The 15,710-nt window shown below is 59.2% G+C and carries 15 protein-coding genes; 13 read left to right on the top strand and 2 right to left on the bottom strand.

From position 1 onward, the window contains the following. Positions 1-67: 67 nt before the first annotated feature. Genes AC07OG_RS00900 through AC07OG_RS00880 form a run of 5 tightly spaced genes read left to right on the top strand, consistent with a single transcriptional unit; the run spans position 68 to position 4,066 of the window. Positions 68-1,048, top strand: a complete 981-nt coding sequence (locus AC07OG_RS00900; RefSeq protein WP_495066004.1) for a sulfonate ABC transporter substrate-binding protein — start codon at positions 68-70, stop codon at positions 1,046-1,048. A 26-nt stretch (positions 1,049-1,074) separates the two neighbouring features. Next, entirely contained in the window at positions 1,075-2,223 is a 1,149-nt protein-coding gene (gene ssuD / locus AC07OG_RS00895) for an FMNH2-dependent alkanesulfonate monooxygenase (RefSeq protein WP_060542467.1), read from the top strand. Positions 2,224-2,231: 8 nt separating this feature from the next. After that, on the top strand, positions 2,232-3,014 hold the full coding sequence (ssuC, locus tag AC07OG_RS00890) for an aliphatic sulfonate ABC transporter permease SsuC (protein ID WP_060542466.1): 783 nt from the start codon (positions 2,232-2,234) through the stop codon (positions 3,012-3,014). Then, positions 3,011-3,817 carry an aliphatic sulfonates ABC transporter ATP-binding protein gene (gene ssuB, locus AC07OG_RS00885; RefSeq protein ID WP_060542465.1) on the top strand — a complete coding sequence of 269 codons (807 nt, stop codon included), beginning with the start codon at positions 3,011-3,013 and terminating at the stop codon, positions 3,815-3,817. The genes ssuC and ssuB overlap by 4 nt, the downstream gene beginning before the upstream one ends. A gap of 33 nt (positions 3,818-3,850) precedes the next feature. Continuing rightward, positions 3,851-4,066 carry a TOBE domain-containing protein gene (locus tag AC07OG_RS00880; protein WP_007967989.1) on the top strand — a complete coding sequence of 72 codons (216 nt, stop codon included), beginning with the start codon at positions 3,851-3,853 and terminating at the stop codon, positions 4,064-4,066. A gap of 190 nt (positions 4,067-4,256) precedes the next feature. On the opposite strand, the gene AC07OG_RS00875 is transcribed toward AC07OG_RS00880, so the two are convergent. Then, on the bottom strand, positions 4,257-4,892 hold the full coding sequence (locus AC07OG_RS00875; protein WP_495066003.1) for a TetR/AcrR family transcriptional regulator: 636 nt from the start codon (positions 4,890-4,892) through the stop codon (positions 4,257-4,259). A 306-nt stretch (positions 4,893-5,198) separates the two neighbouring features. Continuing rightward, complete coding sequence (locus tag AC07OG_RS00870; RefSeq protein ID WP_218423619.1) at positions 5,199-6,575, bottom strand: glutamine synthetase family protein; 1,377 nt, start codon at positions 6,573-6,575, stop codon at positions 5,199-5,201. Positions 6,576-6,853: 278 nt separating this feature from the next. Here AC07OG_RS00870 and AC07OG_RS00865 point away from each other — a divergent pair, with 278 nt between their 5' ends. The 8 genes from AC07OG_RS00865 (at position 6,854) to AC07OG_RS00830 (ending at position 15,686) form a co-directional block, all read left to right on the top strand. Then, positions 6,854-7,234: a hypothetical protein gene (locus tag AC07OG_RS00865; RefSeq protein ID WP_495066002.1), complete on the top strand. Its 381-nt coding sequence runs from the start codon at positions 6,854-6,856 to the stop codon at positions 7,232-7,234. A gap of 8 nt (positions 7,235-7,242) precedes the next feature. Next, a complete protein-coding gene (locus AC07OG_RS00860) occupies positions 7,243-8,601 on the top strand; it encodes a glutamine synthetase family protein (protein WP_060542462.1) in 1,359 nt (452 codons plus the stop codon). A gap of 59 nt (positions 8,602-8,660) precedes the next feature. Then, positions 8,661-10,025 carry an aspartate aminotransferase family protein gene (locus AC07OG_RS00855; RefSeq protein WP_495066001.1) on the top strand — a complete coding sequence of 455 codons (1,365 nt, stop codon included), beginning with the start codon at positions 8,661-8,663 and terminating at the stop codon, positions 10,023-10,025. A 188-nt stretch (positions 10,026-10,213) separates the two neighbouring features. Next, entirely contained in the window at positions 10,214-11,326 is a 1,113-nt protein-coding gene (locus AC07OG_RS00850) for a polyamine ABC transporter substrate-binding protein (protein WP_060542460.1), read from the top strand. Positions 11,327-11,568: 242 nt separating this feature from the next. Then, positions 11,569-12,666: a polyamine ABC transporter substrate-binding protein gene (locus AC07OG_RS00845; RefSeq protein WP_495066000.1), complete on the top strand. Its 1,098-nt coding sequence runs from the start codon at positions 11,569-11,571 to the stop codon at positions 12,664-12,666. Positions 12,667-12,739: 73 nt separating this feature from the next. Next, complete coding sequence (locus tag AC07OG_RS00840) at positions 12,740-13,882, top strand: ABC transporter ATP-binding protein (RefSeq protein ID WP_495065999.1); 1,143 nt, start codon at positions 12,740-12,742, stop codon at positions 13,880-13,882. Between the two features lie 35 nt (positions 13,883-13,917). After that, the gene (locus AC07OG_RS00835) at positions 13,918-14,799 is read left to right on the top strand and encodes an ABC transporter permease subunit (protein ID WP_236707815.1); all 882 of its coding nucleotides are present in this window, start codon (positions 13,918-13,920) and stop codon (positions 14,797-14,799) included. Continuing rightward, entirely contained in the window at positions 14,796-15,686 is an 891-nt protein-coding gene (locus AC07OG_RS00830; protein ID WP_060542456.1) for an ABC transporter permease subunit, read from the top strand. Before AC07OG_RS00835 ends, AC07OG_RS00830 begins: the two co-directional genes overlap by 4 nt. The last annotated feature ends 24 nt before the right edge of the window (positions 15,687-15,710 follow it).

Below are 15,710 nucleotides of genomic sequence, written 5' to 3'. Positions count from 1 at the left end.
TGGCCTTACTCGCCCGCTAACGGGCAAGCAGGTGCAGCCAAAACCCAACTGCAAAAAGGAGAGCGCTATGCGCACTGTCATTTTGCGTCGTGGTCTGGTCGCTCTGTTTGCTGCGGCTGTAACCTTCGGCGCCATTACACAAGCTCAGGCCGAGACTCTGCGAATCGGCTATCAAAAGTACGGCACCCTGGTGCTGCTCAAAGCCAAGGGCACTCTGGAAAAACGCCTCGCCGCCCAAGGCGTGGATGTGCAATGGACTGAATTCCCCGGCGGCCCGCAACTGCTCGAAGGCCTGAACGTCGGCTCCATCGACTTCGGCGTCACTGGCGAGACTCCTCCGGTATTCGCTCAAGCCGCCGGTGCCGATCTGCTCTATGTTGCCTATGAGCCACCTGCGCCGAACAGCGAAGCGATCCTCGTACCGAAAGACTCACCGATCAAATCGGTCGCGGACCTCAAGGGCAAGAAAGTTGCCTTGAACAAAGGCTCCAACGTTCACTACCTGCTGGTGCGCGCACTGGAAGACGCCGGCCTCAAATACACCGACATTCAAACCGTATTCCTGCCGCCAGCCGATGCCCGCGCCGCCTTCGAGCGTGGCAGTGTCGATGCGTGGGTGATCTGGGATCCGTATCAGGCGGCCGCCGAGAAACAGCTGCAAGCGCACACCCTGCGCGACGGCAAAGGCATCGTCGACAACCACCAGTTCTATCTGGCGACCAAACCCTACGCGCAGAAAAATCCCGAGGTGATCAAGACCCTCGTCGAAGAAGTGCGCGCCGTCGGCGAATGGTCCAAAGCCAATCCTGAAGACGTGACTCAACAGGTTTCGCCGCTGCTCGGCCTGCCGTCCGACATCACCCTGACCTCGGTTAAACGCCAGGGCTACGGTGCGCTGTTCCTGACTCCGGAAGTGGTCGCTGCCCAGCAGAAAATCGCCGACACCTTCTTCCAGCTCAAGCTGATTCCCAAGCCTTTGAGCATCAAGGATGTGATCTGGACGCCACCTGCAGCCGTTGCCCAAAACTCTGCAACCAAAGCCCAGTAAACCGATTTCCCAAGGAGACCACTCCAATGAGCCTCAATATCTTCTGGTTCCTGCCTACCCACGGCGACGGCCATTACCTTGGCACCGCTGAAGGCGCACGCGCCGTCGACCACGGCTACCTGCAACAAGTCGCGCAAGCGGCGGATCGTCTGGGTTTTGGCGGCGTGCTGATTCCCACCGGACGTTCTTGCGAAGACTCGTGGCTGGTGGCGGCGTCGCTGATTCCGGTAACCCAGCGTTTGAAATTTCTTGTCGCCCTGCGCCCCGGGATCATTTCCCCGACGGTGGCCGCGCGTCAGGCGGCGACCCTGGATCGTCTGTCCGGTGGCCGTGCGCTGTTCAACCTGGTCACGGGCGGTGATCCGGAAGAGCTGGCGGGTGATGGACTGTTTCTCAGCCATGAAGAGCGTTATCAGGCTTCGGTAGAATTCACCCGCATCTGGCGCCGTGTGCTCGAAGGCGAAACCGTCGACTACGATGGCCAGCACATCAGCGTCAAAGGTGCGAAATTGCTTTACCCGCCGATCCAGCAGCCGCGTCCGCCGTTGTACTTTGGCGGGTCGTCGGAAGCCGCGCAGGACCTGGCCGCCGAGCAGGTGGAAATGGTCCTGACCTGGGGCGAGCCGCCGGCCGCCGTGGCGGAAAAAATCGAACAGGTCCGCGCCAAGGCCGCCAAGCTTGGCCGTACCGTGCGCTTCGGCATTCGCCTGCATGTCATTGTGCGTGAAACCAACGATGAAGCCTGGAAAGCGGCGGATCGCCTGATCTCACACCTGGACGACGAAACCATCTCGCGTGCCCAGGCTTCGCTGGCGCGGTTCGACTCGGTCGGCCAACAACGCATGGCTGCGCTGCACGGTGGCAACCGCGACAATCTGGAAGTCAGCCCCAATTTGTGGGCCGGTGTCGGCCTGGTGCGTGGTGGTGCTGGCACGGCACTGGTGGGCGATGGACCGACCGTGGCCGCACGGGTGAAGGAATACGCGGACCTGGGCATCGACACCTTTATCTTCTCCGGTTATCCACACCTGGAAGAGTCGTACCGAGTGGCTGAACTGCTGTTCCCGCACCTCGATATCGAACGCCCTGAATTGCCGAAAAGTGCTGGCTACGTCAGCCCGTTTGGCGAGATGGTCGCCAACGATATTCTTCCTAAAGCTGCGTCCCAGAGCTGAGGCGCGCCATGAAGAAAATCATCCACAGCCTTGCGCCCTGGGCGTTGCCGGTGTTGTTGCTGGCGGTGTGGCAGTTGTCGGTGTCGGCTGGCTGGTTGTCGACACGGATTCTGCCGGCGCCAATCGCGGTGATTGAGGCCGGGGTCAGTCTGGTGCGCAGCGGCGAGATCTGGACGCACCTGGCGATCAGTGGCTGGCGCGCGGCGCTGGGTTTCACCATCGGTGGCAGCATCGGTCTGGTATTGGGCTTCATCACCGGTCTGTCGAAGTGGGGCGAAAGCCTGCTCGACAGCTCGGTGCAGATGATCCGCAACGTACCGCACCTGGCGCTGATTCCGCTGGTGATCCTGTGGTTCGGCATCGACGAGTCGGCGAAGATTTTCCTGGTGGCATTGGGCACGTTGTTCCCGATCTATCTCAACACTTACCACGGCATCCGCAACGTCGATCCGGCGCTGGTAGAGATGGCGCGCAGTTATGGCTTGTCCGGTTTCAGCCTGTTCTGGCAGGTGATTCTACCGGGCGCGTTGCCTTCGATTCTGGTCGGCGTGCGCTTTGCCCTGGGCTTTATGTGGCTGACGCTGATCGTTGCTGAAACCATCTCGGCCAGTTCCGGCATCGGCTATCTGGCGATGAACGCCCGGGAGTTTTTGCAGACCGACGTGGTGGTGCTGGCGATTCTGCTCTACGCGGTGCTCGGCAAACTCGCCGACCTCGCGGCCCGAGGGCTTGAGCGCGTATGGCTGCGCTGGCATCCGGCGTATCAAGTAGCCAAAGGAGGTGCGGCATGACGGCTCAACAACCTCCACGCTTGCTGCGCGGGATTCCGCTGGCAGTGCGCAACCTGCAAAAGACTTTCGGCGCGCGGCAGGTGCTGCGCGATATTGACCTGCATATTCCGGCGGGGCAATTCGTCGCCGTGGTCGGTCGCAGCGGCTGCGGCAAAAGTACCTTGCTGCGCTTGCTTGCCGGTCTCGACCAGCCCACGGGCGGTGATTTGCTCGCCGGTGCCGCGCCACTCAGCGATGCCCGGGAAGACACTCGACTGATGTTCCAGGAGGCCCGTCTGCTGCCGTGGAAAAAAATCATCGACAACGTCGGGCTGGGCCTCAAGGGCAACTGGCGGCCACAAGCGCTGGCGGCACTGGACGCGGTAGGCCTGGCCGATCGCGCCAATGAGTGGCCGGCAGCGTTGTCCGGCGGGCAGAAGCAACGCGTGGCCCTGGCCCGTGCGCTGATCCATCAGCCGCGCCTGTTATTGCTCGACGAGCCTTTGGGTGCCCTGGATGCATTGACCCGAATCGAAATGCAGCAACTGATCGAACGGCTGTGGCAGCAACACGGCTTCACCGTATTGCTGGTGACCCATGACGTCAGCGAAGCGGTGGCGATTGCCGATCGGGTGATCCTGATCGAAGACGGCGAAGTCGGCCTGGACCTGCACGTGGAACTGCCGCGCCCTCGGGTTCGAGGCTCTCATCGGCTGGCGGCGCTGGAAACCGAAGTGCTCAATCGCGTGCTGGCGCTCCCGGGCCAGCCGCCGGAACCGGAACCTGTTTCACCCTTGCCCACGCAGTTGCGCTGGGCTCAATAACTCAAGTTTTCCCCAACGACAGGAATCAACACCATGACTATCAAAGCCATCAACGTTCGCAACCAGTTCAAAGGCTCCATCAAGGAAATCGTCCTCGGTGATGTGCTGTCGGAAATCGACGTGCAGACCGCGTCCGGCATCGTCACTTCGGTGATCACTACACGTTCGGTGAAAGAGCTGGAACTGGCGGTCGGCAGCGAAGTGATCGCGTTTGTTAAATCCACCGAGGTCTCGATCGCCAAGTTGTGAGCCACATGCGTAAACAACAACCCCGAAGGGTTTGAGCCCTTCGGGGTTTTTCCATGTGTGCTTGTCTTGGGATAAGTGGTGCGGCCATCGCGGGCAAGCCCGCTCCCACAAGGATCTCCAGCGTACACAGATTTTGTTTTCGACCAATAAACCTGTGGGGGCGGGCTTGCCCGCGATGAGGCCGGTCAGGCTACTGGAAATCTCGCTTGGGAAGATAGAGCGGCAAATACAACCCCAGGTACGCATCAAACACCCGCATCCCTTCCTCGGCCATGCGCGGCGTAATCTGCCCGTGCTGCTGCACCGAGCGCGCATAAACCCGATCACCCAGCTCCATGGCCAGGGCAAACACGTCGACATCACCCGGCAGCTTCGGCAACTCGAAGTGCTGGTCGAAGAGCTTGTGCATCAGGACGCCCAGTTCGATGTCGTGCTGGCGGTCGGCCTGGGTGACTTCGGTCAGGCCATGCTGGGCAAGGATGAGCTGGCGGGCGGCGGCGTCCTCTTCGTAGATGTCCAGCATGCGTTGCTCGACCAGCCGCGACAGGTCATGCCAACCACTCAATGCATCATGGTCGATAGGTGCTTGCAGGCAGGCGCGGAAGGCGGCGTGGACGTCGGCCGTCAGGGCTTCGAGCAGGGCGGGGACGCTGGCGAAGAAATGGTAGACGGAGGAGGGCGGGATCTGCGCGCGTTCGGCAACACTATAGATCGACAAACTGGCCACGCCCTCGGCGGCCAGCAGCGTGCGGGCGGCATCGAGGATCGAGTCGATCCGCGCCTGGCTGCGTGCGCGGGGTTTGCGGGCGGTGGCTACGCGTGTCATTGGAGTCTCCTGCGGGGCAGCGGGCATTGTACGCAGAGCGCAGGATTGATCCATACCTGTGGCGAGGGGGCTTGCCCCCGTTGGAGGGCGAAGCACTCCCGAGTCCGACACTTGCCGCGTTTCTGATGCAACGAAATCGCATGTTTCAGGTCTGCTTCGCGGCCCAACGGGGGCAAGCCCCCTCGCCACAAAGTTTGATGTCAGCCGATCCCTGTGGGAGCCAGCCTGCTGGCGATCCGCCGAAGGCGGCCATAAAAAAACGCCGCGGGCTGTGAGGCTCGCGGCGTTGTTTTTTACTGCAACCGCTTACACTGTATGCAGGTACCAGTTGTACTCGAGGTCGGAGATGGAGTGTTCGAACTCCTCCAGCTCACTCTCTTTACAGGCGACAAAGATATCGATGTATTTCGGATCGATGTACTTGGCCATGACTTCGCTGTCGTCCAGCTCACGCAGGGCATCGCGCAAGTTGTTCGGCAGGCTCTGCTCGTTCTGCTCGTAGCTGTTGCCTTCCACCGGTGCACCCGGCTCGATCTTGTTGACCAGACCGTGGTGAACGCCAGCCAGGACCGAAGCCATCAGCAGGTACGGGTTGGCATCGGCACCAGCCACTCGGTGTTCGATGCGCACGGCATCCGAGGAGCCGGTTGGTACGCGGATCGCCACAGTGCGGTTATCCAGGCCCCAGCACGGGGAGTTCGGCACGTAGAACTGGGCGCCGAAACGACGGTACGAGTTGACGTTCGGGCAGAGGAAAGCCATCTGCGCTGGTAGGGTCTCGAGCACACCGCCGATCGCGTGACGCAGTGCGGCGTTCTGCTCGGGATCCTCACTGGCAAAAATATTCTTGCCGTCTTTGTCGAGAATCGAAATGTGTACGTGCAGACCATTACCTGCCTGGCCCGGGTACGGCTTGGCCATGAAGGTGGTGTCCATTTCATGGTCGTATGCGATGTTCTTGATCAGGCGCTTGAGCAGGACCGCGTAGTCACAGGCCTTTATAGGGTCGGCCACGTGGTGCAGGTTCACTTCGAACTGCGCCGGGGCACTTTCCTTTACGATGGCGTCGGCCGGGATGCCTTGCTCTTTGGCACCTTCCAGAATGTCCTGGAGGCAATCGACGTATTCATCGAGGTCGTCGATCAGGTAGACCTGAGTCGAATGCGGGCGTTTGCCGGAGATCGGCGAGCGCGGTGGTTGTGGCCGGCCGTTCACGTTCTCCTGGTCGATCAGGTAGAACTCCAGTTCGAACGCGGCGCAGATAGTCAGGCCCAGCTCATCGAACTTGGTCACGACTTGTCGCAAAACTTCCCGCGGGTCGGCGAAGAAAGGATCGCCTTCGAGTTCGTGCATGGTCATCAACAGTTGCGCGGTCGGGCGCTTCTGCCATGGCTCGTTGCACAGGGTGTCGGGGATTGGATAGCAGATTCGATCGGCGTCGCCGATGTCCAGGCCCAGGCCGGTGCTTTCCACCGTAGAGCCGTTGATATCCAGGGCAAATAGAGAGGCCGGCAGGTTGATGCCTTTCTCGTAAACCTTGTGGAGGCTGGTGCGTTCAATGCGCTTGCCGCGCACCACACCATTCATATCCGCAATCAGAAGGTCAACGTACAGAACCTCAGGATGTTCCTTAAGGAACGCGTTCGCTTCGTTAAGCTGAACGGCACGCGGGGGTACCGACATGATGCAACACCTTTGTTGTTAAAAATATCAATCATTGATCTTTTCTGGTTTCAGTCAACCCGAACGGCCTGCCGAAGTCAAGCGAGGCCTCTTTTGCCCTAAAAAAGCGCTCGTATGGCTTTATTGGGGCACTTTGGGGCGTTTTTATAACCTTGGACGCGATGGCGGCCGCAGGCTTGAGCGGGCCGTGTTGTATTTTTTACGGGGGTGTTGTGTAAAAAAATGAACAAGGCTAAGCTCGAATCAAACCCATAACAGCAATAATACCGGGGTGCTTCATGTCTCGCCTGCCGTTAATCGGCGTCACCGACTGCTCAAGCAAGCTCGGTCAGCATGCTTGTCACATCAGCGGCGACAACGATACCAACGCTGTGGCTGAAGCGGCGGTGTTGATTATCCCGTCGCTGGCGTTTCGACAATTCCCGTCCGATATTCTGGACGGCCGAAATGGCACCCCCATTACCGTTACTCCATTCAATATAGAACCGATTCACCATAGCGGCTTGGCCATCGTGCAAAGGCGCCGCTTGCGATTGTGCACGCCTGATTTCTGTAGCCCCGCCGGGCAACACGATAGCCTGCTGCAGACACGCCTTTCAACGCGACGCCGATGCGTCAAACAACGCCTGACTTTCAAGGGTCAGACAACTCAAGCCTAGAGGCATTTATGAGTAACAACCTCGACCAGCTCACCGATTGGTTGAAAGACCACAAGATCACAGAAGTCGAATGCATGATTGGCGACCTGACCGGGATCACCCGGGGCAAGATCTCGCCGACCAACAAGTTCATCGCCGAAAAAGGCATGCGCCTGCCGGAAAGCGTTCTGTTGCAAACCGTAACCGGCGACTATGTCGAAGACGACATCTATTACGAGCTGCTTGACCCGGCCGACATCGACATGATCTGCCGGCCCGACCAGAACGCGGTATTTCTCGTGCCGTGGGCCATCGAACCCACCGCGCAGGTGATCCACGACACCTACGACAAGCAAGGCAACCCGATCGAGTTGTCGCCGCGCAACGTGCTCAAAAAGGTACTGAAACTCTATACCGACAAAGGCTGGCAGCCCATCGTGGCGCCGGAAATGGAGTTCTACCTGACCAAACGCAGTGATGACCCGGATTACCCGCTGCAGCCACCCATCGGCCGCTCCGGTCGCCCGGAAACCGGTCGTCAGTCGTTCTCCATCGAAGCGGCGAACGAATTCGATCCACTGTTCGAAGACGTTTACGACTGGTGCGAGCTGCAGGAACTGGATCTGGACACGCTGATTCACGAAGACGGCACGGCGCAGATGGAAATCAACTTCCGTCACGGTAATGCCTTGTCCCTGGCTGACCAGATTCTGGTGTTCAAGCGCACCATGCGCGAGGCCGCACTCAAGCACGACGTGGCCGCGACGTTCATGGCCAAGCCGATGACCGGTGAGCCTGGCAGTGCCATGCACTTGCACCAGAGCATCATCGACATCGAGACCGGCAAGAACATCTTCTCCAATGAAGACGGGACCATGAGCCAGTTGTTCCTGCACCACATCGGTGGCCTGCAGAAACTGATTCCCGAGCTGTTGCCGTTGTTTGCACCCAACGTCAACTCGTTCCGCCGCTTCCTGCCGGACACCTCGGCACCGGTGAACGTGGAATGGGGCGAAGAAAACCGCACCGTGGGCCTGCGGGTTCCGGATGCCGGGCCGCAGAACCGTCGGGTGGAAAACCGCCTGCCGGGTGCCGATGCCAACCCGTACCTGGCGATTGCCGCGAGCCTGTTGTGCGGTTACATCGGCATGGTCGAGGGCTTGAACCCGAGCGCGCCGGTGGTGGGTCGTGGCTATGAGCGCCGCAATCTGCGCCTGCCGCTGACGATTGAAGATGCGCTGGAGCGCATGGAAAACAGCGCGACGATCGAGAAATACCTGGGTAAAAATTTCATCACTGGCTACGTCGCGGTCAAGCGGGCCGAGCATGAAAACTTCAAGCGCGTGATCAGCTCGTGGGAACGGGAATTCCTGCTGTTTGCCGTCTGACACGCCGGGCGCCGCTGTTGTCGGGTGGCGCTTTCACTGATTTTTTTTAGGAGATTCACATGACCAGCAACAACCCGCAAACCCGTGAATGGCAAACCCTGAGCAACGATCACCACCTGGCCCCGTTCAGTGACTTCAAGCAGCTGAAAGAGAAAGGCCCGCGGATCATCACCAACGCCAAGGGTGTTTACCTCTGGGACAGCGAGGGTAATCAGATCCTCGACGGCATGGCCGGCCTGTGGTGCGTTGCGATCGGTTACGGTCGCGATGAACTGGCCGATGCCGCCAGCAAGCAGATGCGCGAACTGCCTTACTACAACCTGTTCTTCCAGACCGCTCACCCACCGGTGCTGGAACTGGCCAAGGCCATCGCCGACATCGCACCTGAAGGCATGAACCATGTGTTCTTCACCGGTTCCGGCTCCGAAGGCAACGACACCATGCTGCGCATGGTTCGCCACTACTGGGCGATCAAGGGCCAACCGAACAAGAAAGTCATCATCAGCCGCAAGAACGGTTATCACGGTTCCACCGTGGCCGGCGCGAGCCTGGGTGGCATGACCTACATGCACGAACAGGGCGACTTGCCGATTCCGGGCATCGTCCACATTGCCCAGCCGTACTGGTTCGCCGAAGGCGGCGACATGACCCCTGAAGAGTTCGGCATCTGGGCAGCCAACCAGTTGGAAGAGAAGATTCTGGAAGTCGGCGTCGACAACGTCGGTGCCTTTATTGCCGAGCCGATCCAGGGCGCCGGTGGCGTGATCATTCCGCCAGACACCTACTGGCCGCGGGTCAAGGAAATCCTCGCCAAGTACGACATCCTGTTCGTGGCGGACGAAGTAATCTGTGGTTTCGGGCGCACCGGTGAGTGGTTCGGTACCGATTTCTACGGCCTCAAGCCCGACATGATGACCATTGCCAAAGGCCTGACGTCCGGCTACATCCCAATGGGTGGCCTGATCGTGCGTGATGAAGTCGTGGAAGTGCTCAATGAGGGCGGCGACTTCAACCACGGCTTCACCTACTCCGGGCACCCGGTGGCCGCTGCGGTGGCCCTGGAAAACATTCGTATCCTGCGCGAAGAGAAAATCATCGAGCGTGTCCATGCAGAAACGGCACCGTATTTGCAGAAACGCCTGCGGGAACTGAACGATCATCCTCTGGTGGGTGAAGTTCGTGGGGTTGGCCTGTTGGGCGCCATCGAACTGGTGCAGGACAAAGCCACGCGCAAGCGCTACGAAGGCAAAGGCGTCGGCATGAACTGCCGGCAGTTCTGCTTCGACAACGGCCTGATCATGCGCGCGGTCGGCGACACCATGATCATCGCTCCGCCGCTGGTGATTACACCGGCGGAGATCGATGAGCTGGTGGCCAAGGCCCGCAAGTGCCTTGACCTGACCCTGAGTGCATTGCAGGCCTAAGTGCTAGGCTTTGAGCGGGAATCCCGGGTGCTTCTACGGAAACAGGAATTTTCGCTCAGAGCTGTCATAAAACATTGCAGTTCCTTGAAAGACCGATGTGGATCTTGCCAGACTAGCCGCAGTTCCAGTTGCCCTGGTTCGGCTGCTGAACAAGTGGTTCAAAAAAAGAAAAATTTGGAGCATCACGCATGAAGGCACTAGGTAAAAAGCTCGCAGGCAAGACACTCCTCGCCATGTCCCTGATGGGCGTGATGGCAGGTGCGGCTCAGGCCGACGACAAGGTTCTGCACGTGTACAACTGGTCCGATTACATTGCCCCGGACACCGTCAAGAAGTTTGAAGACGAGTCGGGCATCAAGGTCGTCTACGACGTTTTCGACAGTAACGAAACCCTGGAAGCCAAGTTGCTGGCAGGCAAGTCCGGTTACGACATCGTTGTACCGTCGAACAACTTCCTGGCCAAGCAGATCAAGGCCGGTGTCTACCAGAAGCTGGACAAGTCCAAGCTGCCCAACTGGAAAAACCTGAACACCGACCTGCTCAAGGCGGTATCGGTCAGTGACCCGGGCAACGAACATGCCTTCCCGTACATGTGGGGCTCGATCGGTATCGGTTTCAACGCCGAGAAGGTCAAGGCTGCACTGGGTGCCGATGCGCCAACCAATTCCTGGGACCTGCTCTTCAAACCTGAGAACGCAGCGAAGTTGAAATCGTGCGGTATCAGTTTCCTGGATTCGCCAACCGAGATGATTCCGGTGGCATTGCATTACCTGGGCTATCCAACCGACAGCCAGGACAAAAAACAACTGGCCGAAGCCGAAGCACTGTTCCTGAAGATTCGTCCTTCGGTGGGCTACTTCCACTCGTCCAAGTACATCTCCGACCTGGCGAACGGCAACATCTGCGTAGCCGTAGGTTATTCGGGTGACATCTACCAGGCCAAGTCCCGTGCGGCTGAAGCTGGTGACAAGGTAAAAGTCAGCTACAACATTCCGAAAGAAGGTGCAGGCAGCTTCTACGACATGGTCGCCATCCCTAAAGATGCCGAAAACGTGGAAGGCGCCTACAAGTTCATGACCTTCTTGCAGAAGCCGGAAATCATGGCTGAAATCACCAACGCCGTGCGTTTCCCGAACGGTAACGCGGCCGCCACCCCATTGGTCGAAAAAGAAATCACCGAAGATCCAGGCATCTACCCGCCGGCGGACGTGCTGGCCAAGCTGTACGCGATTGCCGATTTGCCGGCCGCGACCCAGCGGATCCTGACCCGCAGCTGGACCAAGATCAAATCCGGTAAATAAAAAAACACCTGTAGGAGCGAGCCCGCTCGCGATGAACCAGAGAGCACTGCGGGGTGCCAGGCACCCAGCGTCATCGTTGAAGACCATCGCGAGCATGCTCGCTCCTACAGGTGTCTGTGCATAAAAGTTTTGCTGGAACGGTTTTTCGAGGTTAAGTTGCGCGCCGGTTTTGTTGCCAGGCAACCACGGTTGTCATGTAACGCGGGGCAACTTGGGCCCAACTAATTTTAGAGGACCTCCACTTGCCTATTTTTTCTTTGTTGCGCAACACCATGCTGGCCGTCGCCGGCCTGTCCATCGCTGTCGGTGCCCAGGCTGCCGGTACTGTGCATATTTATAACTGGTCGGATTACATCGGTGAGAGCACCCTGGCCGACTTCCAGAAAGAGACCGGGATCAAACCGGTCTATGACGTGTTCGATTCCAACGAAACCCTGGAAGGCAAGCTGCTGGCCGGGCGTACCGGCTACGACGTGGTCGTGCCGTCGAACCACTTCCTCGGCAAGCAGATCAAGGCGGGGGCGTTCCAGAAGCTCGACAAGTCGCAGCTGCCGAACTATTCGAACCTCGACCCGGTGTTGCTCAAGCGCCTGGAGCAGAACGACCCGGGCAACCTGTACGCCGTGCCATACCTGTGGGGCACCAACGGCATCGGTTACAACGTCGACAAGGTCAAGGCTGTGCTGGGCGTCGATACCATTGATTCGTGGGGCGTGCTGTTCGAGCCGGAGAACATCAAGAAGCTGCAAAGCTGTGGCGTCGCGTTCCTCGATTCCGCCGATGAAATGATGCCGACAGTGCTCAATTACATGGGCCTGAACGCCAACAGCACCAACGCAGAAGACTACAAAAAGGCCGAGGCCAAGTTGCTCGCGGTGCGGCCTTACGTGACCTACTTCCACTCTTCCAAATACATCGCGGATCTGGCCAACGGCGACATCTGCGTAGCCATCGGTTTCTCTGGCGATATCTTCCAGGCGAAAAACCGCGCCGAAGAGGCCAAGAAGGGCGTGAACATCGCCTACTCGATTCCGAAAGAGGGCGGTGCGCTCTGGTTCGACATGCTGGCGATTCCGAAGGACTCGGCCAACGCCAAAGAGGCCCATGCCTTCATCAACTATTTGCTCAAGCCTGACGTTATCGCCCAGGTCAGTGATTACGTCGGCTACGCCAACCCGAACCCGGGGTCGGACAAACTGATGGAACAGTCCATTCGCACCGACGAAGCGGTTTATCCACCGCAAGAGGTGCTCGACAAGACCTACGTGTCGGTCGAATTACCACCAAACATTCAACGTTTGATGACCCGCAGCTGGACCAAGGTCAAGTCGGGTAAATAGCGACAAGGCTCAAACTATCCAAGGTTGGCTCACCTTGAGCGAACTGCACTCTTTTTTTCTGGGAGTTTCGTAAATGGCAGTTGCCTCCGGCGCCTATAAGAAAGCCCTCGAGGGCGACCAGACACCTAAACAGGTCCTGGTCAAAATCGACCGGGTAACGAAGAAGTTCGACGAGACGATTGCGGTGGACGATGTGTCCCTGGAAATCAAGAAAGGCGAGATTTTCGCCCTGCTCGGCGGTTCTGGATCGGGCAAATCCACCTTGCTGCGCATGCTGGCAGGGTTCGAACGGCCCACGGAGGGTCGCATTTTCCTCGACGGCGTAGACATCACCGACATGCCGCCGTACGAGCGGCCGATCAACATGATGTTCCAGTCCTACGCTTTGTTCCCGCACATGACCGTGGCGCAGAACATCGCCTTCGGCCTCAAGCAGGACAAGATCCCGGCGGCGGAAGTCGACGCTCGCGTGGCCGAAATGCTCAAGCTGGTGCAGATGAGCCAGTACGCCAAGCGCAAGCCGCACCAGTTGTCCGGTGGTCAACGCCAGCGTGTGGCACTGGCCCGTTCGCTGGCCAAGCGGCCGAAGCTGTTGCTGCTTGACGAACCGATGGGCGCACTGGACAAAAAACTGCGCTCGCAAATGCAGCTTGAGCTGGTCGAGATCATCGAGCGCGTCGGCGTAACCTGCGTCATGGTGACCCACGACCAGGAAGAAGCCATGACCATGGCCGAGCGCATCGCGATCATGCACCTGGGCTGGATCGCCCAGATCGGCAGCCCGATCGACATCTACGAAACCCCGACCAGTCGACTGGTCTGCGAATTCATCGGCAACGTCAACATCTTCGAAGGCGAAGTGGTGGACGACGCCGAGGGCCACGCCCTGATTACCTGCAAGGACGTGGACCGCAACATCTACGTCGGCCACGGCATCAGCACTTCGGTGCAGGACAAGTCGGTCACTTACGCGATCCGTCCGGAAAAACTGCTGGTTACCGCCGATATGCCGACCTGCGAGTACAACTGGTCCAGCGGCAAGGTGCATGACATTGCCTACCTGGGCGGCCACTCGGTGTTCTACGTCGAGCTGCCAAACGGCAAGATCGTCCAGTCTTTCGTGGCCAACGCCGAACGTCGTGGCGCGCGTCCGACCTGGGGCGATCAGGTTTACGTGTGGTGGGAAGACGACAGCGGCGTGGTACTTCGCTCATGAACATGCGCAAGTTCAAACGGCGCCTCAATCGAATAATTCCCGGTGGCCGCCAGTTGGTCATCGGGGTGCCCTTCATCTGGCTGTTCCTGTTCTTCATGTTGCCGTTCTTCATTGTCCTGAAGATCAGCTTCGCCGAAGCCGACGTAGCCATTCCGCCCTACACCGAAATCTACAGCTACGCCGAACAGAAACTGCAGTTGCTGCTGAACCTGGGCAACTATGCGATGCTGGGCGACGACGAGTTGTACATCGCCGCCTACCTCGGCTCGTTGAAGATGGCGCTGATCAGCACCATCCTCTGCCTGCTGATCGGCTACCCGATGGCCTACGGTATCGCCACCGCCCGCAAGGAAATGCAAACGGTGCTGGTGCTGCTGATCATGATGCCGACCTGGACCGCGATCCTGATCCGCGTGTATGCGTGGATGGGCATCCTCAGCAATAACGGTCTGCTTAACGGTTTCCTGATGAGCATGGGCTGGATCAACGAGCCACTGCAGATCCTCAACACCAACCTGGCGGTCTACATCGGGGTTGTGTACTCGTACCTGCCGTTCATGATCCTGCCGCTCTACGCCAACCTGGTGAAACACGACAACAGCCTGCTGGAAGCCGCCTCCGACCTGGGTTCGAGCACCTTCAACAGCTTCTGGAAGATCACCGTGCCGCTGTCGAAGAACGGCATCATTGCCGGCTGCATGCTGGTGTTCATCCCGGTCGTGGGTGAGTTCGTGATCCCGGAACTGCTCGGCGGTCCGGAAACCCTGATGATCGGTAAAGTGCTCTGGCAAGAGTTCTTCAACAACCGCGACTGGCCGGTGGCGTCTGCCCTGGCGGTGGTGATGCTGGCGATCCTGATTGTGCCGATCATTCTGTTCAACCGTAGTCAGGCCAAGGAAATGGAGGGCAAAGAATGAAGCGCTTCAGTTTCTCCAGCCTGATGCTGGTAGTCGGTTTGCTGTTCATCTACGCACCGATGCTGATCCTGGTGATCTACTCGTTCAACGCCTCGAAACTGGTGACGGTATGGGGCGGCTGGTCGATCAAGTGGTACGTCGGCCTGCTCGACAACACCCAACTGATGGGCTCGGTGCTGCGCTCGCTGGAAATCGCCTGCTACACGGCGATTGCTGCGGTGGCACTGGGTACATTGGCTGCGTTCGTCCTGACCCGCATCACCCACTTCAAGGGCCGCACGCTGTTCGGCGGCCTGGTCACCGCGCCGCTGGTGATGCCCGAAGTGATCACCGGTCTGTCGCTGTTGCTGCTGTTCGTGGCCATGGCACAGATGATCGGCTGGCCGCAGGAGCGGGGCATCGTCACCATCTGGATCGCGCACACGACTTTCTGTGCGGCGTATGTGGCGGTGGTGGTGTCGGCGCGCCTGCGTGAACTGGACCTGTCCATCGAAGAGGCGGCCATGGACCTCGGCGCGCGGCCGTGGAAGGTATTCTTCCTGATCACCATCCCGATGATCGCGCCGTCGCTGGCGGCCGGTGGCATGATGTCCTTCGCCCTGTCGCTGGACGACCTGGTGCTGGCCAGCTTCGTGTCGGGCCCGGGTTCCACGACCCTGCCGATGGAAGTGTTCTCGGCAGTGCGCCTGGGCGTGAAGCCTGAGATCAACGCCGTGGCCAGCCTGATTCTGTTGGCGGTTTCGCTGGTGACCTTCCTCGTCTGGTTCTTCAGCCGTCGCGCCGAAGAGAACCGCAAGCGGGCGATCCAGCTGGCGATCGAAGAAGCGGCAGCCGACTCCTGGAAACAACCGGACGTGCGTCGCGCTCAGGCTCCGCAAGCGGCATGAGCCTGAAATCGGGTTGACCGCTAT

The sequence above is a fragment of the Pseudomonas sp. GW821-FHT09H03 genome (genome assembly GCF_059415945.1).
This window is presented reverse-complemented; position numbering and strand designations above follow the sequence as displayed.